Origin of the sequence: Streptococcus pluranimalium (assembly GCF_002953735.1) — a bacterium.
In the GTDB taxonomy this organism is placed as follows: Bacteria; Bacillota; Bacilli; order Lactobacillales; family Streptococcaceae; genus Streptococcus; species Streptococcus pluranimalium.
Genome location: NZ_CP025536.1, coordinates 1,055,051 through 1,072,885 on the forward strand (window position 1 = coordinate 1,055,051; position 17,835 = coordinate 1,072,885).

Annotated in this window: 19 protein-coding genes; 9 read left to right on the forward strand and 10 right to left on the reverse strand. The window is 37.8% G+C overall.

Annotated elements, in window-relative coordinates; genetic code table 11:
* Positions 1 to 2 precede the first annotated feature (2 nt).
* Both C0J00_RS05440 and C0J00_RS05445 read left to right on the forward strand, forming a co-directional pair.
* Entirely contained in the window at positions 3 to 1,334 is a 1,332-nt protein-coding gene (locus C0J00_RS05440; RefSeq protein ID WP_104967914.1) for an alanine/glycine:cation symporter family protein, read from the forward strand.
* A 228-nt stretch (positions 1,335 to 1,562) separates the two neighbouring features.
* The gene (locus C0J00_RS05445; RefSeq protein ID WP_104967915.1) at positions 1,563 to 2,768 is read left to right on the forward strand and encodes a cation diffusion facilitator family transporter; all 1,206 of its coding nucleotides are present in this window, start codon (positions 1,563 to 1,565) and stop codon (positions 2,766 to 2,768) included.
* A 105-nt stretch (positions 2,769 to 2,873) separates the two neighbouring features.
* On the opposite strand, the gene C0J00_RS05450 is transcribed toward C0J00_RS05445, so the two are convergent.
* Genes C0J00_RS05450 through C0J00_RS05470 form a run of 5 tightly spaced genes read right to left on the reverse strand, consistent with a single transcriptional unit; the run spans position 2,874 to position 7,068 of the window.
* On the reverse strand, positions 2,874 to 3,626 hold the full coding sequence (locus C0J00_RS05450; RefSeq protein WP_104967916.1) for an SDR family oxidoreductase: 753 nt from the start codon (positions 3,624 to 3,626) through the stop codon (positions 2,874 to 2,876).
* 55 nt (positions 3,627 to 3,681) lie between these two features.
* A complete protein-coding gene (pta, locus tag C0J00_RS05455) occupies positions 3,682 to 4,677 on the reverse strand; it encodes a phosphate acetyltransferase (protein ID WP_104967917.1) in 996 nt (331 codons plus the stop codon).
* Between the two features lie 15 nt (positions 4,678 to 4,692).
* Positions 4,693 to 5,589 (reverse strand): RluA family pseudouridine synthase, encoded by an 897-nt coding sequence (locus C0J00_RS05460; RefSeq protein ID WP_104967918.1) that lies wholly within the window; start codon positions 5,587 to 5,589, stop codon positions 4,693 to 4,695.
* Positions 5,586 to 6,422, reverse strand: a complete 837-nt coding sequence (locus C0J00_RS05465; RefSeq protein WP_104967919.1) for an NAD kinase — start codon at positions 6,420 to 6,422, stop codon at positions 5,586 to 5,588. The genes C0J00_RS05460 and C0J00_RS05465 overlap by 4 nt, the downstream gene beginning before the upstream one ends.
* Positions 6,397 to 7,068, reverse strand: coding sequence for a GTP pyrophosphokinase (locus C0J00_RS05470; RefSeq protein ID WP_104967920.1), 672 nt, complete (start codon positions 7,066 to 7,068; stop codon positions 6,397 to 6,399). Before C0J00_RS05470 ends, C0J00_RS05465 begins: the two co-directional genes overlap by 26 nt.
* Positions 7,069 to 7,197: 129 nt before the next feature.
* Between C0J00_RS05470 and C0J00_RS05475 the strand changes: the two genes are divergently transcribed.
* Positions 7,198 to 7,767: a CYTH domain-containing protein gene (locus C0J00_RS05475; RefSeq protein WP_104967921.1), complete on the forward strand. Its 570-nt coding sequence runs from the start codon at positions 7,198 to 7,200 to the stop codon at positions 7,765 to 7,767.
* A 169-nt stretch (positions 7,768 to 7,936) separates the two neighbouring features.
* Here C0J00_RS05475 and C0J00_RS05480 read toward each other — a convergent pair whose 3' ends face one another.
* The gene (locus C0J00_RS05480) at positions 7,937 to 8,851 is read right to left on the reverse strand and encodes a VOC family protein (protein WP_233995822.1); all 915 of its coding nucleotides are present in this window, start codon (positions 8,849 to 8,851) and stop codon (positions 7,937 to 7,939) included.
* A gap of 130 nt (positions 8,852 to 8,981) precedes the next feature.
* Between C0J00_RS05480 and C0J00_RS05485 the strand changes: the two genes are divergently transcribed.
* From C0J00_RS05485 to C0J00_RS05510, 6 genes are all read left to right on the forward strand, one after another.
* Entirely contained in the window at positions 8,982 to 9,956 is a 975-nt protein-coding gene (locus C0J00_RS05485; RefSeq protein WP_104967923.1) for a ribose-phosphate diphosphokinase, read from the forward strand.
* Positions 9,957 to 9,962: 6 nt separating this feature from the next.
* Positions 9,963 to 11,081 carry a cysteine desulfurase family protein gene (locus C0J00_RS05490; RefSeq protein WP_104967924.1) on the forward strand — a complete coding sequence of 373 codons (1,119 nt, stop codon included), beginning with the start codon at positions 9,963 to 9,965 and terminating at the stop codon, positions 11,079 to 11,081.
* On the forward strand, positions 11,081 to 11,428 hold the full coding sequence (locus C0J00_RS05495) for a DUF1831 domain-containing protein (RefSeq protein WP_104967925.1): 348 nt from the start codon (positions 11,081 to 11,083) through the stop codon (positions 11,426 to 11,428). Before C0J00_RS05490 ends, C0J00_RS05495 begins: the two co-directional genes overlap by 1 nt.
* Positions 11,429 to 11,437: 9 nt before the next feature.
* Positions 11,438 to 11,650, forward strand: a complete 213-nt coding sequence (locus C0J00_RS05500) for a DUF4649 family protein (RefSeq protein ID WP_104967926.1) — start codon at positions 11,438 to 11,440, stop codon at positions 11,648 to 11,650.
* Between the two features lie 579 nt (positions 11,651 to 12,229).
* Complete coding sequence (locus C0J00_RS05505) at positions 12,230 to 12,871, forward strand: redox-sensing transcriptional repressor Rex (protein ID WP_104967927.1); 642 nt, start codon at positions 12,230 to 12,232, stop codon at positions 12,869 to 12,871.
* A 3-nt stretch (positions 12,872 to 12,874) separates the two neighbouring features.
* Positions 12,875 to 13,573 carry a gamma-glutamyl-gamma-aminobutyrate hydrolase family protein gene (locus tag C0J00_RS05510; protein ID WP_104967928.1) on the forward strand — a complete coding sequence of 233 codons (699 nt, stop codon included), beginning with the start codon at positions 12,875 to 12,877 and terminating at the stop codon, positions 13,571 to 13,573.
* Here the strand turns inward: C0J00_RS05510 and radC are convergent.
* From radC to pepV, 4 genes are all read right to left on the reverse strand, one after another.
* Positions 13,570 to 14,250 (reverse strand): RadC family protein, encoded by a 681-nt coding sequence (gene radC / locus C0J00_RS05515; protein WP_104967929.1) that lies wholly within the window; start codon positions 14,248 to 14,250, stop codon positions 13,570 to 13,572. The genes C0J00_RS05510 and radC overlap by 4 nt on opposite strands.
* Positions 14,251 to 14,443: 193 nt before the next feature.
* Positions 14,444 to 15,589, reverse strand: a complete 1,146-nt coding sequence (locus tag C0J00_RS05520) for an AI-2E family transporter (RefSeq protein ID WP_104967930.1) — start codon at positions 15,587 to 15,589, stop codon at positions 14,444 to 14,446.
* Between the two features lie 10 nt (positions 15,590 to 15,599).
* Positions 15,600 to 16,220 (reverse strand): SGNH/GDSL hydrolase family protein, encoded by a 621-nt coding sequence (locus C0J00_RS05525; protein ID WP_104967931.1) that lies wholly within the window; start codon positions 16,218 to 16,220, stop codon positions 15,600 to 15,602.
* A gap of 114 nt (positions 16,221 to 16,334) precedes the next feature.
* Positions 16,335 to 17,747, reverse strand: coding sequence for a dipeptidase PepV (gene pepV / locus C0J00_RS05530; RefSeq protein WP_104967932.1), 1,413 nt, complete (start codon positions 17,745 to 17,747; stop codon positions 16,335 to 16,337).
* Positions 17,748 to 17,835 lie beyond the last annotated feature (88 nt).

Genomic DNA, 17,835 nt, shown 5'->3' on the forward strand with positions numbered 1-17,835 from the left:
ACATGTACGAATTACTATCGTCAATTGATGGCTATGTCTGGGGACCTCCCTTACTCATTCTTTTAGTTGGGACTGGTATCTTCTTATCTAGCCGTCTTGGACTTATTCAAATCCTTAAACTCCCTACTGCCCTCAAACTCATTTTTTCAGACGATGCCAATGGCGACGGAGATATTTCTAGTTTTGCTGCTTTAGCAACTGCCCTCGCAGCAACAGTCGGTACTGGTAACATTGTTGGCGTTGCTACTGCTATTAAACTTGGTGGACCTGGTGCCCTCTTTTGGATGTGGGTAGCTGCCTTCTTTGGAATGGCAACAAAATACGCCGAAGGTCTCTTAGCTATCAAATATCGCGTTACCGACGAAAATGGCGAAAAAGCCGGTGGTCCCATGTACTACATTACCAACGGTTTAGGCCAAAAATGGAAATGGTTAGCCATTCTCTTCTCAATCTTTGGAGTAATGGTAGCCCTTCTTGGGTCTGGGACCTTTACTCAAGTTAATTCTATTACAGACTCTCTTAAAAATACTATTGGAATTTCTCCACAGCTTGTCAGTCCTATTTTAGCTGTTATTGTAGCTATCATTATCTTTGGCGGTATCCAATCTATTTCAAAGGTTTCTGAAAAATTAGTCCCATTCATGGCTGGAATATATATCCTAGCTGCTCTAGTAGTTATTGCTTTTCATGCTGATAATATCTTACCAAGTATTATCCTTATTTTTAAGTCTGCTTTTACTGGTCAAGCTGCTCTAGGTGGCTTTGCAGGTGCAGGATTCTTGCTAGCTATTCAATCAGGTGTTGCTCGCGGTGTTTTCTCTAATGAATCTGGTCTTGGTTCCGCCCCAATCGCTGCTGCTGCTGCCCGTACCAACGAACCTGTTGAGCAAGGGTTGATTTCAATGACAGGTACCTTTATCGACACCATTATTATTTGTACCCTTACAGGTCTCTCAATTATTGTTACCGATGGTTGGACAACAAACTTAAACGGTGCTATCTTGACACAATTTGCCTTTGGTGAAGTCTTTGGAAATATCGGTCAGATTGCCTTGACAGTCAGTCTTGTGCTATTTGCCTTTACAACCATCCTTGGTTGGTCCTACTACGGCGAACGTTGTTTTGAATTCCTCTTTGGTAGCAAATCAATCATTATTTACCGTATCTTATATGTTATCATGATTGCCATCGGAGGCTATATCAGTCTTGATACCATTTGGGTTTTAGCAGATATTGTTAACGGTCTTATGGCCTTTCCTAACTTAATCGCACTACTTGGTTTATCGCCAATTATCGTTAGTGAAACAAAGAAATACTTTGCTAAACAAAAGTAAAAACGTTAAAGCTAGGTGCAATACTCAGTTTCCGCGAATAGAGTTCCTCTTAACCTCTATGTATAGAGAGGTTAAGAGGAACTTTTTTAGTTTATCATGTGCTTCCCAATTCCACTCTTGTGCTATAATAATAAAGTTAATATTGAAAAACAAAGCTAATTTATCACAAAACGTAATCAATAAGGTATTATTCAACCACTCAAAAAGTATCAAAAATAGAGGAACCCCATGTCATATCCTTCTGAAAATCTACGATTGGCCAAACGTGGACCAATTCTTAGCATCTCTGCTTATATTCTTCTAACTATCGGAAAACTCATTTCTGGTTACTGGTTGGACTCATCATCCTTAATAGCCGATGGTTTTAATAACCTATCTGATATTGTTGGAAACGTTGCTCTCTTGATTGGTCTTCATTTAGCCAGTCAACCAGCTGATGAAGACCATCGTTTTGGGCACTGGAAGATTGAAGATCTCTCTAGTCTCATCACATCATTTATCATGTTTTTGGTTGGTTTTCAGGTATTAATCCAGACCATTCAAAAAATAATATCGGGTAAAGAAACGCCCATTGATCCCCTGGGGGCTATTGTAGGGCTCGTTTCTGCCCTTGTTATGTTCGGTGTTTATAGCTACAATAAATTCTTATCTAAAAAAGTAAAATCTAGTGCTCTTGTTGCAGCCTCAAAAGATAATCTCTCTGATGCTCTCACCTCTTTGGGGACTTCTGTCGCTATCATAGCAACGTCGCTACATTTTACCATCATTGACAAGTTGGTCGCTATCATCATCACATTTTTTATCTTGAAAACCGCTTACGACATTTTCATGGAAGCAACCTTTAGCCTCTCAGATGGTTTTGACCAAGCACAACTCAAAAAATATGAAGCAGCCATCCTAGAAATACCTAAAATTACGGCTGTTAAATCCCAACGTGGTCGAACTTATGGCAGTAATATTTACCTTGATATTGTTCTAGAAATGAATCCCGACCTCTCTGTTTATGAAAGCCATGATATTACAGAGCAAGTTGAAGAAATGCTAAGTGAACGTTTTTCAGTTTATGATATTGATATCCATGTTGAACCTGCCGCTATTCCTGAAGATGAAATTTTCGGCAACGTTGTCAAAAAACTATACAAAAATGAAATGGTTATATTGTCAAAAATTCCGGACTATGAGCAGTATATTTCTGAAGATTTCTTTATGGTTGAATCTGATGGGAAAATCTTTGACAAGAAAAAAGTCATCGATAAAAAAATCTTTTACCCTGCCAATTTCACCGACTTTCAAGTTAAAAACATTAGTCAAAAAACAAAGTTACTAACCTACACTTTGGAAAACAAGCAACACATGAGCCTCTGGCGACGGAATGAAAAGTGGTACTTAGTCTATCACCAAATCACAAAAATAGATAATGATAACATAAAATAGAGACTCACGAAAACGTGAATCTCTATTTTTATCTAAAAATGTTTTACCTCAATCTTTTTTGGCTATTTAAAAAAACAACTGATTACTTCTCTCTAGTTTCCCTCACTATTCCTTAAAAACAGGTAAAGCCCCAAAGCTTTGAGAGGTTGGCATGATTTCAATACGATTGACATTCATATGTTCTGGCTGCTCAACCAACCAGAGAACTGTTCTAGCAATATCTTCTGGCTGAAGGCTGTTAGCTTTTTCATAGAGTTGACTTGCTTTTTCATTATCCCCTTTAAAACGAACATTTGAGAACTCTGTTCCACCAGCAAGACCAGGCTCAATGTTTGTTACTCTAACATGAGTTCCAGCTAAATCAGCTCGAAGATTAAGGGAAAATTGTTTGACAAAAGCTTTCGTTGCTCCATAGACATTACCACCTGGATAAGGATAATTTCCTGCAATTGAACCAATATTAATCACATAACCGGATTGACGTTTAACCATATCAGGTAAGATTTGATGAGTCAAATAGGTTAGACCCATAATATTAGTCATAATCATTGTTTCCCAATCTTCAAAATTGGCTTCATTGGCTTTTTCAAGCCCCAGTGCTAGACCAGCATTATTGATTAAGATATCAATAGTCTTAAATGGCTCCGGAATACTATTGAGTGCTGCTGTGATAGTCTCTTTTGATAACAAATCCATTTGAAGGGGGCAGAAACTGTCCCCTAATTCTTTTTTCAAAGCATCCAAACGTTCCAGTCGGCGACCTGTTCCAATCACCTGATACCCCTTGGCAACTAATTCTCTTGCAATCGACGTTCCAAATCCAGCAGTTGCTCCAGTTACTAATGCCGTTTTTACCATTCTATTTTCTCCTTTACTGTACGACAAAAGCCGAGTATCAACTCAGCTTTTAATATTATTTTTCTTCTAAGGCTTGTGCAGCTGTAATGATGCCAAGTTTATAGATATCATCAGCACTTGAACCACGAGAAAGGTCATTAACCGGCTTGTTAAGTCCTTGAAGAATAGGTCCAATAGCATCAAACATACCTAAACGTTGCGCTATCTTGTAACCAATGTTACCTGATTGGAGGTCCGGGAAGACAAATGTATTGGCTTGACCAGCAACATCGCTATCTGGTGCTTTGATTGCTGCAGTCGCCGGAACAAAGGCAGCATCAAACTGCAACTCACCATCTAAGGCAAGCTCTGGAGCCATCTCTTTAGCCAACTTGGTTGCCTCAGCAACTTTATCAACTTGCGGAGATTTACCAGAACCTTTTGTTGAGAAGCTCAACATAGCTACTTTAGGATCAATATCAAAGATAGCTGCCGTCTGTGCAGTATTAACTGCAATTTCAGCTAACTCTTGAGCACTTGGTTCAATATTAATAGCACAGTCAGCCATGATATAGCGTTCATTGGTATTTTCACGGTTCATCAAGAAAACACCTGATGTACGAGAAATGCCTGGTTTTGTTTTGATGATTTGAAGCGCTGGACGAACTGTATCTGCAGTTGAATGAATCGCACCAGATACCATACCATCAGCAAGTCCCATTTGGACCAACATAACACCAAAATAGTTCACATCACGAAGCATTTTATCAGCATCTTCTAGAGTTGCTTTTCCTTTACGGATGTTAACAAACTCTTCTTTCATTGCTTCAAAATCCTCGTAAGTTTCTGGATCAATAATTTTAGATTTGGGATCTTCGAAACCTAATTTTGCAAGTAAAGCTCTAACTTCTTCTGGCTTACCTAGGATGATTGGATCAACCAGTCCTTCAAATTTTAAACGAGCTGCTGCACGAACAACACGTTCATCGTCTCCTTCTGGAAAAACGATTTTAACATGTTTCCCAGCAATTTTTTCACGCAAACCACCAAACAGTGAACGAATACCTTCCATTGTTAAAAAATACCTCTATCTATTATCATTTTCTAATGCTATGATAACGTTTTCGAAATCATTTGTCAAGCCAAGCTCGTGAGTCACTCTTTCTTCTATGAAAGGATCGAAGAAAGATAAAGTATGACAGTGTAGGGCCTGTCGCTCTATCCCCAAATCCATGCGTCCTCCGTATAAATCGTCTCCAAGTAAGGGAAAACCAATATGAGCGAAATGGACACGAATCTGGTGTGTCCTTCCTGTATGAAGTCGTATATCAACCAAATGAACATCACCATATGAAGCAACTACTTCATAAGTCGTATGTGCATATTTTCCTGAATGGTGAACCCGACGCGTGATAATAGAATCCTCATCACGCGCAATAGGCGCAATGATTTCCCCGTGCTTGTCTAAGTTACCTTTTCCCGAAACAAGAGCAAAATAACGTTTTTCAATGACCTTCTTCTGCAACTGCTTATCTAAACGAGCATGAGCATAACCATGCTTAGCAAATAACATAAGGCCACTAGTATCACGATCTAAACGCGTGACAATATGAACTTGTAAGTTAGGATACTTCTGTTTTATAAAATAGCCTTTAACAAAATTCGCCATGGTATTAGAATGATTGACACTTGGAATACTAGCCACACCTGAAGGCTTATTTAAGACTAAAAAATGATCGTCCTCAGCCACAACCGCTAAAGGCATATCAATAGGCTCTAGTTTTTCATAAGGCAATTCATCGGGAATATCAACAGCAATCACATCTCCGACATCAACAATATGAATAGCATTTTGTTCTCTCTCATTTACCCAAATATGGCCACCTTTAAACTTAATTTTAGCTAGGAGACCTTTAGAAATATCATGTTCTTTCAGAAGAGACTTGACCTTGCCTGGTCTATGAGCAACAAATTCAAATCTCATGAATCCAAATCTCCAATAAAGGCATCCTTGACCCTTGCCCAGAAGCTTGTGTGACTAGGCGTTGATACAAAATGAATCTTATGATTAGAAATGTAAAATTCTACTTTGGCAATGTTTTTATGATGATAAGTCTTATTATCAATCGAAACCGTATAGGTTCCCAGACGTTTAGGAACCAAGACAATACGGTCATCCTTAGGAATAATCAATGAGGAGCCCAAGGTGCGGAAAACACGATTATTAATACTTGAGATTTCTGTCATTTGAAGAGCTTCAATAGTGGGATGAAGAACAGCGCCACCTAAAGATTTATTATAGGCTGTACTTCCTGTCGGCGTTGATACTAAGATGCCATCCCCACGAAAACGTTCAAATTTTACTTTATTAATCATGACATCTGCCACCATGGTTTTTTCGATACGCTTAACTGTTGCTTCATTAAGCGCGCGCGAGCGATAGACCCTACCATCGTCCAAAGTAACCTTAACCTTGAGAATAGGGTAAGAAATACTATCTCCTTGATCTTGGCGTAGTGTGTCAATGAGCTTATCAACTTCAAAATCACGATAATCCGTATAAAATCCTAAGTGCCCTGTATGAATACCAACAAAACGAACCGTATCCAGTTCCTTCTCATACATGTGAAAAGCTGATAAAAGCATACCATCGCCACCGATTGTAATCACAACATCAGGATTTTTTTTACTCAAATAAAAGTCTGGATCATCACGAAGAACATTGAAAATCTTTGAGGCAATTCGTTTACTTTGATACTTACCATTAGCAATAATGGCAATTCTTATTGGCTTATCTGTAATATTCATCTGTGTCATCACTATTTCCTACACCATCACTTAAACTTCTATTGGCTGGATCAAAAAGCAACTGCGCTTCTTGAATATCTTCTTTGATCTTTCGCATCTCCTCATCCAATTCAAGGGCAATCTTTGCAGTTATCTCCAAGCGTTGCTTGATATCATCTGGAAAATCTCCCTGATATTTATAGTTCAAGGAATGCTCTATCGTTGCCCAAAAATTCATGGCCAATGTTCTAATTTGAATCTCTGCTAAAATCGTCTTTTGTCCATCAATCGTATCAACAGGGTATTCAACTACTACATGATACGAACGATAGCCACTTGACTTCATATGTCTAATGTAATCTCTCTCTTGAACAACTTTTAAATCATGACGTTGTCTTAAAAGTCTTAAGACCTCATCCACATCATCAACAAACTGAACCATCACTCTGAGGCCAGCGATGTCTTGAATATCCTGAGCAACATTCTCTAAAAGAACCCCTCGTAGAGCCATCTTTTCTTGAATACTCTCGACTGATTTGACTCGTCCAGTTACAAATTCAATAGGAGAATGCTTTTGTTGTTTACGATATTGCTTACGGATTCCCCTCAGTTTAATTTTCAATTCGCCAACGGCTTGAATATAAGGGTCTAGAAATTCTTCCCAATCCATTGTCATTGAAGACTCCTCTCTATTTCCTTACTTGTTTTACGGTACATTCTTGTAAAAAAGAGGACTTTTGTATAAAATAAATCTAATCATTATTATAACATAATATTCAGTCCAAAAAAGGAAAGCAAATCGCCTATGACTAATCTCGAAATTGAATACAAGACCATGCTGAATAAAGCAGAGTTCAATCATCTACAAAACCTATTAATGCACGTCAATCCTATTACTCAGACTAATTATTATTTTGATACACCAGAAGGTGATATGCGTTCTAAAAAGTTATCCCTTCGTATCCGTACCTTTGATAAGTTAGCTGAGTTAACCTTGAAAATACCTGAGACAGTTGGTACTATGGAGTACAATGTTTCCTTAACAAAAAAAGAAGCAAGAGAAATCATGGACACCGGTTGCTTTCCTGATTGTCATATTAGAGAATTATTAACCGATAAAAAAATCCCTCTCGAAAACCTTACCGTTTTGGGACACTTGACGACCATTAGACGTGAAACGCGTCTGCCTATTGGTCTATTAGCTCTGGATAAAAATCATTACTCGGACCGCATTGATTACGAATTAGAATTAGAGGTCGAGGATGCCGAAAAAGGGCAAAAAGATTTTGACGAATACTTAAAACGGCATAATATCAATTATAAATACGCTAAAAGCAAGGTTGCTAGATTTGCTGCAACCCTTCAAAATAGATAGCAACAAGCCTAAGAAAATTCTTTAACATCATTCCGTTAAGTGGAAATTAGGCAAAAAACATTTAAAACATAAAACGGCTTAGAATGACGCTATTAAGAAACGTTCATTCCAAGTCGTTTTAGTTAGACCTTACTTACTACTCTTTTCATGATAAGTCACTAATCTTAATCTATTCTAAGCAAGACCTCTTCAATCTGTTGGCAATGTCGTTCGTATTTTGTGGTAACTGTAACTGTTTCCCGAGTTCCTCTTTACTTTCATCAACCAAAAGCCCTGGAGCTTCCGTTGCCATTTCAAAAATAACTTGACCGGGCTCTCTAAAATAAATAGACTTAAAATATTTTCGATCTCTAAGAATTGTCACATCTCGTCCCTCGTCTATCAGAAATTTTCTCCAAGCCTCTTCCTCAATCTCATCTAATACCGACCGAGCAAAATGATGAACCGTTCCCACACCCCATATACCAGCCGGCGATACGAATTGCTCAATGAGTAGCTCCTCATATCTTTTTCCAGGAATCTTTAGGTAAAAATGCTCTTCATCCTCACTTACAGCAAGAAATCCCATAGTCTTTCCCAAAAATTCTTTTGACGCTTGTGGCTGACTAGAGTAAATGCTAAGTCCATGAAAAGCTTGTATTTCAGGATTGTTTGATATTTGTGCCGAAACAATTAATGCTAGCTCAAGTTGGTCAAAATCATTGAAATAAAGTGCTTTATCTTGAAACCAATAACCTTTCTTAGTTTTGATACCGAAAGATTTTAGGTGATTTTCCCAATAGTCCAGTTGGTTAATGGGAACCCTAAAAGCTATTTTCCCCACTTGACCACTCCCTTTGTGACCTGTTTGAAGTTGTTGTGGAAAGAAAGTTATCAGAGGACCAAGCAGAGCCGATTGACTTCCAAAGTAAAGATGATAACCGATTTTATCATCAAAATTGACTGTTTTTTTGACCAGTCGTAATCCAAGAATTTTTCTATAAAAGGACAATACCTTTTCCAAATCGCCAACCATAGCACTAATGTGATGTATTCCCCTAATGGCTTGCATGATTGCTCCTTGCTCTCCACTTTGTTTTAACATTACTTTATCACTAATTAGTTTTATTTTCTATTAATTAATAACCAGTTCCTTAAGCAGTAACTCTCCATGTATTTTTCTTCCTTTTTTTGGTAAAATAAAAAGGAATTAATAAATTAAGGAGTATTTTGTCATGGCACAAAAAAACGCCACCCCTCAAATGAAACTTTTTTCATTGACATCAAACAATGACATCGCTGAAAAAATTTCGGAAGCCTCTGGAATTCCTCTTGGAAAAGTGTCTTCTCGTCAATTCTCAGATGGTGAGATCATGATTAATATTGAAGAGAGTGTTCGTGGAGATGATATCTATATCATTCAATCTACTAGTTTTCCAGTTAATGATAATCTTTGGGAATTGCTCATCATGATTGATGCTTGTAAGCGTGCAAGTGCCAACTCTATTACTGCTGTAATGCCATATTTTGGTTATTCACGTCAAGACCGTGTTGCTGCTTCTCGTGAACCTATCACGGCAAAACTAGTAGCCAATATGTTAGTTAAGGCAGGAGTTGATCGTATTGTAACCCTTGATCTCCATGCTGTTCAAGTCCAAGGATTCTTTAACATTCCAGTTGATAACTTATTCACTACTCCTTTATTTGCAGAACACTACATCAATAAAGGCTTCTCTGGAGAAGATATTGTTGTCGTTAGTCCAAAAAATTCTGGTATTAAGCGCGCTCGCAGCCTAGCTGAATATCTTGATGCCCCTATCGCTATTATTGACTATGCTCAGGAAGACGATAGTCATCGAGAAGAAGGCTACATCATCGGTGATGTTTCTGGTAAAAAAGCTATTCTTATCGATGATATTCTAAATACTGGTAAAACTTTTGCAGAAGCAAGTAAAATTGTTAAACGCGGAGGCGCTACTGACATTTATGCTGTAGCCAGTCATGGTCTCTTTGCTGGAGGTGCTGCTGATATTTTAGAAGCTGCTCCTATCAAAGAAATTCTTTTAACAGACTCTGTTTTGTCTAAAGAACGTGTGCCGCAAAATGCTAAATATATCACTGCTAGTGATTTATTTGCAGATGCTATCGTTCGTATTCAAGAAAGACAACCACTCAGCCCACTCTTTACATTTCATCACAACGAGGATTAAGATATTTTGATTTATTTGGATAATGCTGCAACCACTCCCTTAACAGAAGCCGTTATTGCTGAAATGACAGCAGCGATGGCTCTTCAGTTGACTAACCCGTCAAGTATTCACGCACATGGACGATTAGCTAGTCAAAAATTAAGAGAATACCGACAGACCATCGCAGCAATGATGAAAACATCTCCAAATAATATTATATTTACCTCTGGTGGCACTGAAAGTAACAATACTGTTTTAAAAGGCTACGCTTTAGCTCATCAGCATCAAAGAAAACATATTATCACTTCTGCTATCGAACATCACTCTGTTCTCCATACCTTGTCTTACTTAGAAGAACGTTTTGGTTTTGATGTCACCTATCTACAGCCAGTCAATGGTACCATAGGTCCTGAAGAAGTTCGCTCTGCCTTACGTGATGATACGATTCTCGTCAGTCTCATGTACGCCAATAATGAAACTGGTGACCTCCTTCCTATTGCTGATATCGCTTCTCTATTGAAAGAGCATCCTGCTGCCTTCCATGTTGACGCTGTACAAGTAGCAGGAAAGATAGCTCTTGAACCAGAGGCACTTGGTATTGATTTTATGTCCATATCAGCTCATAAATTTCATGGTCCTAAAGGCGTGGGTATCCTCTATCATCACCAAAAACAGTTTGATTCCTTGTTACATGGTGGCGAGCAAGAAAGCAAACATCGTGCGAGTACAGAAAATCTTATTAGTATTGCAGGGATGGCTAAAGCATTAGCAGATGCCCAAAACAATCTTGCCAATAATTGGTCTAAAGTCAGTCACCTAAAAGAAACCTTCTTAGAGCATCTTGATGGACTGAACTATTATCTCAATACGAATGAATTGGCTATGCCACATGTCGTTAACATTGGATTCCCAGGTGCTAATAATGGCATCTTATTAACTCAACTTGACCTACAAGGCTATTCCGTTTCAACAGGCTCAGCATGCACAGCAGGAACTGTCGATCCCAGTCATGTTTTAGCTGCTAAATATGGAGATAACTCTCCAAGACTTCAAGAATCAATCCGTATCAGCTTTTCAGAATTGAATACCGAAGATGAGGTGATCGGATTAGCGCATTTATTAAAATCATTATTAGGAGATAACTAATGGCTTTTGAACAATCCATTTCACTTAAAGACTGTCGCTACACTTATGCAATTGATCCCAACATCAAAAAATATGCCCTTAAAGATTTAACCTTTTCTGAAAATAAGGTTGGTCACCTTGAATTGAGCCGTATTTTAGAAGAACTGCCTAATTCTGGTGTTGGTTTTCTCTTAAAAATTGTTATCCATAAGGATTTGACAGGTTTTAAATTAAACATCACTGATCAGTCTGGTCTCCGCCTCGTTAACATCTTTAAATCTGAAGATCACAAAATTCTTCAAGATAAGTTCTATTTCCTTATGGATAGTCTTGTTGAACGTCATGTATTTACCAAAATAGAACAATAGGAGGCTAGCATGTTAACCATCACTTACCTTAATGATGCTAAACAAGAAAAAGAAATCAGCTATGCTAATTATGATGCTTATCGCCAAGCACAAATGGCTTGTATGATTGGGATTGCTGATCATTTCACTGTTACTAAAGTTATTTATAAGGATCAGACAATTGATTACACAGGTAACTTTGGCAATCTCTTTTATAGCTTAGAGAAACAAAATCTCGATTAATAACCTCTTAAGAGAGTAAGATAGCTTCTTAGATTTTTAAGAAGTCATCATACTCTCTTTTTATGATAATCACTTATTCTATTACCCTTTTGCTTGGGCTTCTATGAATGAATACTGTAGTCAAATGAATTAACTGTCAGACGAGATTGCATATGAGTCAAGCGAAGATTATCCCATAGAGTACTATGTGTTTCTAGTCATGATATATCAAAGTTAATTCAAAAGATTATCATCTCAAACGTAATGCTTTTCACTAAACTTACTTAACTAAACGGTGATATTAGCAGGCCATTTAGTGATTTCATCTAAAAATGATTACTATAATCATCTATTTTATATCTAAAGGAGAGTACTCGACTAAGTTATAAGGACACCATCTTCCCTCTATCATCAAGTCTTTGATAAAACTGCTATCTCCAGATAAAGGATTGTCAATTCCTTCTGAGCCCTCCCCTTGTAACAATTTCAGACATTAAAGTTGCATTTTTCACAAGGATTATTTAAAATAGGTAAGTAAAATGATTAAAACAAGTGATGTATTGTTTAAGCTCAAGATACATCTTAGAAAAGGAGACAGCCATGTCTGTTGAAAAAACTATTCCTAAAGCGACAGCCAAACGCTTATCACTGTATTACCGTATCTTTAAACGTTTTAACACTGATAATATCGAAAAAGCAAGCTCTAAACAAATCGCAGATGCTATGGGAATTGACTCTGCTACTGTCCGTCGTGACTTTTCCCATTTCGGTGAGTTAGGGCGTCGCGGTTTTGGTTACGATGTCAAAAAACTCATGAATTTCTTCGCTGATATTCTTGATGATCACTCTACAACTAATGTTACTCTTGTTGGTGTTGGTAATATTGGTCGTGCCCTTATGCACTATCGCTTCCATGATCGCAACAAGATGCAAATTGCTATTGCTTTTGATCGTGATGATAATGATATCGTTGGAACAAGCTCTCCAGACGGTATTCCAATTCATGGTATCTCTACTATCAAAGAAACTCTCAAGGATACAGATATTGAAACAGCTATCCTTACTGTTCCAAGCCTCCAAGCCCAAGAAGTTGCAGATCAGTTGGTAGAAGCTGGTATTAAGGGTATTCTAAGCTTTTCACCTGTTCACTTATCTGTACCAAAAGATGTTGTTGTGCAATATGTTGATTTGACAAGTGAGTTACAAACACTTCTTTACTTTATGAATCAAAAACAAAACTAGTCCATGACTAAGCAACCCATTATAGGAATAGCTGGTAATCGTCGTGTCAATCCTGAAAATGGTTTACTAAGAGACTATGTTCCTCATGGTTTTGTCGAGGGTGTAAAAAGGGCTGGTGGTTTACCACTCATTTTACCGATTTCTGATACTGACACAGCTCGGCAGTATATATCTATGGTTGATAAACTTATTTTACCTGGTGGCCAAAATGTTAATCCTGCTCTCTACGGGCAAGAAAACCAGGCTAAAAATAATGATGACTTCTTTGAAGAGCGAGATCTATTTGAAATCGCTCTTCTTGCTGAAGCTCTAAAACAACAAAAGCCCATATTCACTGTTTGTCGAGGAACTCAGTTGATGAACGTTGCTCTTGGCGGTAGCCTCCATCAAGATATTGAAAATCATTGGCAGGATGATCCCGCTGACTATTTGACACAGGAAATGCTTGTTAAAGAAGGAACGCCTCTTCGAGCTATCTATGGTGAAAGAAATACCATTAACTCATTTCACCATCAAAGTATTGATCATCTGGCTAGTGAGTTAGAAGTCATTGCCCAAGATCCAAAAGATGGCACTATTGAAGCTGTCCAATACAAGCATCAAAAAGTGCCTTATCTGGGTGTCCAATGGCATCCTGAATTGTTAATCAATAGCCGCCCAATTGACCAAAGCCTGTTTGACTTTGTGGTCAATGAACTCTAAAGAAGGTCTGATTCTTCACGAAAACTGAAATAGTCTTTCTGTCCGATAATCAGATGATCTAAGAGTATCATGCCCATATCGTCACAACAACGTTTTAATTTTTCTGTAAAACGTAAATCATTTTCACTCGGTTCTACTGTACCAGAAGGATGATTATGCACTAAAATCATTGACGTTGCCATATTTTTACAAGCATAATACAAAATCTCGCGAGGTTCGGCAACTGATCGTCTGACCGTACCGATAAAAATAGTACGCTGTTCAATAATACGATTTTGTGTATCAAGATAAAGAACAACAAGATGTTCTTGCTTCTCTCTACCAATCTCTATCATCATTTTTCTAGCGACTTGTTGGCTCCCTGTCATCCTCTCTGAGCGTTTTTTCTCAGACGCCTGGATTCTTTTTGCTAACTCAAGCATGGCTTTTAGTTCTGTTGATTTTGCTTGTCCAATGCCATGAATTTCCTGAAGTTCTTGGAGCGACAGGTCGTGCAACTCTGCTAAACTATCAAGCTCAGACAAAATTGATTGAGAAAGAGCCATAACAGGCTCTTTTTTAGTACCTGTCCTTAATACTATCGCTAATAATTCTTGATTGCTAAGTTTTTCAGCCCCTAATTGCACCAGACGTTCACGGGGTAATAAAGCTTCTTTTGGAATGGTAATGTCATACATACAATTGAACCTCTTATCATTTGATTATCCTATCTATATATTCGTAAAACTATCAAAAAAGCTAGTCAAAAAACTTAAAAAACAAAAAATAGCTTAGAATGACGTTACCACGCAACGTTGATTCTAAGCTATTTTAAATGATTTAACTGCTAATAGAAAGTTTTTCAAATTTCCTATTGATTTGATTGTAATATTAATAATGCGGTGGTCTAACTTGTCTAGTAGGCACTTCTTGTCTCTTTTGTCTTGCTCTTACATTATCCTTAAGGACTTGATAGAGCGTTCCAGCAAGCGGCACAGCAACTAGCATTCCTGAAATACCACTAACAGCACCACCAACTGTTATCGCTAAAAGTACCCACATTCCTGGAAGACCGATTGAATTACCAACGACTTTAGGATAGATGAGATTGCTCTCCAACTGTTGCAAGATGACTAAAAAGATAATAAAGAAAACAGCCGATTGAAACGATTCTGTAGCTATTAAAATAAAGCCAACTCCTGCGCCGATAAAAGCACCTACAATTGGTATCAAAGCTGTAAAGGCAATCAATACTCCTACAGTAACAGCATAAGGAAAGCCTAGGATAAACATTCCAATCGCAGTTAGCGTCCCTAAAATAATAGCCTCTACAGTCTGTCCAACAAAAAAGTTATGAAAACGATCATGGAGAATCTCAGTTAAGTAAAAAATGTTTGACGCCCATTTACCTGTATAAACTTTGGTCAAAGTTCCTGCTTGACGAATCAAGATTTCCTTTTTTGCCAAAACATAGATAGAGAAAACAAAACTGACAAAAACATTGATAATCGTTGAAGCGATATTCGAAACAGAGGTCACGATATTCGTCAAGACTGATAATAACTGATTAGTGATTTGCTGGGTATATTTAGAAATGGTTGAGCTGATATCTGAATGTTGACCAAAAATATCCAGTATTCGATCAATCACCTTATTATCATTCAGTTCCGAAATGATTTTTGAAACAGCATCTGTATCAACTTTTAAGAGTAACTGTAGGCTTGATATTAAATCTGGAATAACAATTGAAAAAATCCAAACGATCACTAAAATAAATGTTAGATATGCCAAAAGCATAGTAATGCCACGCTTAAACCTTACTAGAAAAGGCCATTTGATGAATCGCTCAAACCATGTTTCATAAGGATACATCACAAGGTTGATAATATAAGCAATACCTGCACCAACTAAAAAAGGATTTAAAGCGTTCCAAAAAGTCTTGATCAGACTAGCACTATTTTCCCAATTTCGGTAAATACCAAAACAGAGAAAGAAAGTAAGGACAATATAACCTACTTCTTTTTTTGTTATTTTCACAATTTCTCCTTTAACTATCTAAATAAGGTTTCAACTGTTCAGCTATAATGGCATAACCTTTTTGACTTAAATGCAAACCATCTGTTGTAAACTCGTCAGCCAAGTTCCCCTCCTCATCCAATAAATGGGGATAAAGGTCAATATATTCTGCTAGAAGTTGTCCTTCAAATTGACGATTTAAAACCTGGATATCATGGTTATTTCGCATTTTTACCTTTGCCTGATACTCCTTTTTATGACTGACTGGCAAGATTGACAAGAGATACACCTTAGTCGCAATGGATTCAAACTGAATGGTCTGCAAAATGATCTCAATATTTCTAAAGATATGCTCATCATCATAGCCAAGACCCAGATCGTTCGTTCCAATTAAAATAAATAGCTTATCAGGGTCTAGGGCTAAGACCTGTTCTTTAAGATGGTCTTTTAGCCAATTCGTATCGGTGCCAGCAATACCTCTATTTAAAAGAACTTGGTCACGTCCCAAAAATTTCTTTAAGGGAAAAAATTCAATTATCGAATCTCCCGTAAAAACAATAGCATCTTTAGGATCTCGATCATTAGCTGCTTGATAGTCTCCCAACTTTTGTTGGTGATATTTAGCCAACTCAGGTCTAATTACTTCAATCATTATTTCTACTCCTAGGCATCATAACTCGTTTCATTATACCTTTTTTCTTATAAAAAATCATCTCATAGTCAATGCGAAATCAATCAAAAAGGATTGCCTAGCAATCCTTTCGACTTATTTGATTAACTCATAAATACCTTCTGCATAAATAGCAGCTGCTGTGAAGAGTTCTTCAACATCTGAAAATTCGTTGGCTTGGTGCATGGTATCGATAGAATCTGGGAATAGAGCACCAAAGGCAACTCCACGTTCCAAGAGTCGACCGAATGTACCTCCGCCGATCACTTGCTCATGCCCTTTTAGACCAGTATGCTTTTCATAAACACTTAGGAGTGTTTCCACTAATGGATCGTCAGCAGATACATAGTGAGGTGCTTGATCATGATCTGACAAGGTCACTTTTTCAACACCAGCAATTTTTTCAAGACCAGCTTTAAGGACTTGAGCATCCGTTCCTTTAGGGTAACGGAAGTTAAGTGCAATAGTATTATCTCCTTCTTCTTTCAGGAATGAGAAGACACCAGCATTCATGCTAACAGAACCCATCTTGTCATCTGTATGAGCTAAACCAAGTTTCTCAGCTTCAAAGTCTTCGTGAAGGATATTAGCTGTTACATCAATAAAATCACGTGCTGCAGCTTCAAATGCCAAATCTTGTAAGAATTTAGCAAGGAAAGTTGCTCCATTAACACCTTTATAAGGCATTGAGCCGTGGGCAGATTTTCCATTAATCGTGATTGATACATTAGCATCACTGTCTTGCGCAATCTCACCTGTCAAGTTATTCTCAGCATTGAAGGCACGAAGTTTTTCAGACAAGTCTTCAAAGTCGATGTCACCTGAAATAAGAGCTGTTGCTGACTCAGGAACCATATTTTCACGGAGACCGCCTTCAAATTTATGAAGGACAACAGCACCATTATTATCACCTGAGAAGTGAAGGTATTCTGTGATATTACCTTTTTCACCGTTGATGATCGGGAATTCAGCATCTGGAGAAAAACCAAAATCAGGTTTTGCGACACCAGCGTGCTCAAAGTAATAGTCCATATCAGCCCAACCAGACTCTTCATCAGTACCAACAACAAAGCGAACTTTTTTAGATACTGGAAGACCAAGTTCTTTAATGATTTTAAGACCATAATAACAAGCCATAGTTGGCCCTTTGTCATCGGATGCTCCACGCGCATAAAGACGACCATCTTTGATAACAGGTGTATACGGATCAGTATCCCAGCCAGAGCCTGCGGGAACAACATCAAGGTGACCGAAAATCCCCATGACCTCATCGCCGTCACCAAACTCAAACTCGCCAGCGTAGTTATCGATATTACGTGTCTTGTAGCCATCACGCTTAGCAATCTCTAAGAAAGCTTCCAAAGCCTTAACTGGACCAGGACCAAATGGATGCTTCTCATCAGCTTGACTATCATCACGCTCAGAATTGATACTCAAAAGCGTAAACAAATCCGCCATCATATCCTCACGACGTTTATCAACTTCAGCTTTAAAATCAATAGTAGACATAAACATACTCTCCTTAAATCTTATCGTTTCCCCATTATACCATGAAAAGGAAAGGATTTCACGATATTTAAAAAGCCACTTTGTAGTG

Bases quoted from the DNA above. Each gene is read 5' to 3' on its own strand.
- C0J00_RS05470 (WP_104967920.1), bottom strand. From the start codon at position 7,068: ATGACAATGGATTGGGAAGAATTTCTAGACCCTTATATTCAAGCCGTT.
- C0J00_RS05510 (WP_104967928.1), top strand. From the start codon at position 12,875: ATGACTAAGCAACCCATTATAGGAATAGCTGGTAATCGTCGTGTCAAT.
- radC (WP_104967929.1), bottom strand. From the start codon at position 14,250: ATGTATGACATTACCATTCCAAAAGAAGCTTTATTACCCCGTGAACGT.
- C0J00_RS05485 (WP_104967923.1), top strand. From the start codon at position 8,982: ATGGCACAAAAAAACGCCACCCCTCAAATGAAACTTTTTTCATTGACA.
- C0J00_RS05480 (WP_233995822.1), bottom strand. From the start codon at position 8,851: ATGTTAAAACAAAGTGGAGAGCAAGGAGCAATCATGCAAGCCATTAGG.
- C0J00_RS05460 (WP_104967918.1), bottom strand. From the start codon at position 5,589: ATGAGATTTGAATTTGTTGCTCATAGACCAGGCAAGGTCAAGTCTCTT.
- pta (WP_104967917.1), bottom strand. From the start codon at position 4,677: ATGGAAGGTATTCGTTCACTGTTTGGTGGTTTGCGTGAAAAAATTGCT.
- C0J00_RS05500 (WP_104967926.1), top strand. From the start codon at position 11,438: ATGTTAACCATCACTTACCTTAATGATGCTAAACAAGAAAAAGAAATC.
- C0J00_RS05465 (WP_104967919.1), bottom strand. From the start codon at position 6,422: ATGACACAGATGAATATTACAGATAAGCCAATAAGAATTGCCATTATT.
- pepV (WP_104967932.1), bottom strand. From the start codon at position 17,747: ATGTCTACTATTGATTTTAAAGCTGAAGTTGATAAACGTCGTGAGGAT.
- C0J00_RS05450 (WP_104967916.1), bottom strand. From the start codon at position 3,626: ATGGTAAAAACGGCATTAGTAACTGGAGCAACTGCTGGATTTGGAACG.
- C0J00_RS05505 (WP_104967927.1), top strand. From the start codon at position 12,230: ATGTCTGTTGAAAAAACTATTCCTAAAGCGACAGCCAAACGCTTATCA.
- C0J00_RS05495 (WP_104967925.1), top strand. From the start codon at position 11,081: ATGGCTTTTGAACAATCCATTTCACTTAAAGACTGTCGCTACACTTAT.
- C0J00_RS05475 (WP_104967921.1), top strand. From the start codon at position 7,198: ATGACTAATCTCGAAATTGAATACAAGACCATGCTGAATAAAGCAGAG.
- C0J00_RS05445 (WP_104967915.1), top strand. From the start codon at position 1,563: ATGTCATATCCTTCTGAAAATCTACGATTGGCCAAACGTGGACCAATT.
- C0J00_RS05440 (WP_104967914.1), top strand. From the start codon at position 3: ATGTACGAATTACTATCGTCAATTGATGGCTATGTCTGGGGACCTCCC.
- C0J00_RS05525 (WP_104967931.1), bottom strand. From the start codon at position 16,220: ATGATTGAAGTAATTAGACCTGAGTTGGCTAAATATCACCAACAAAAG.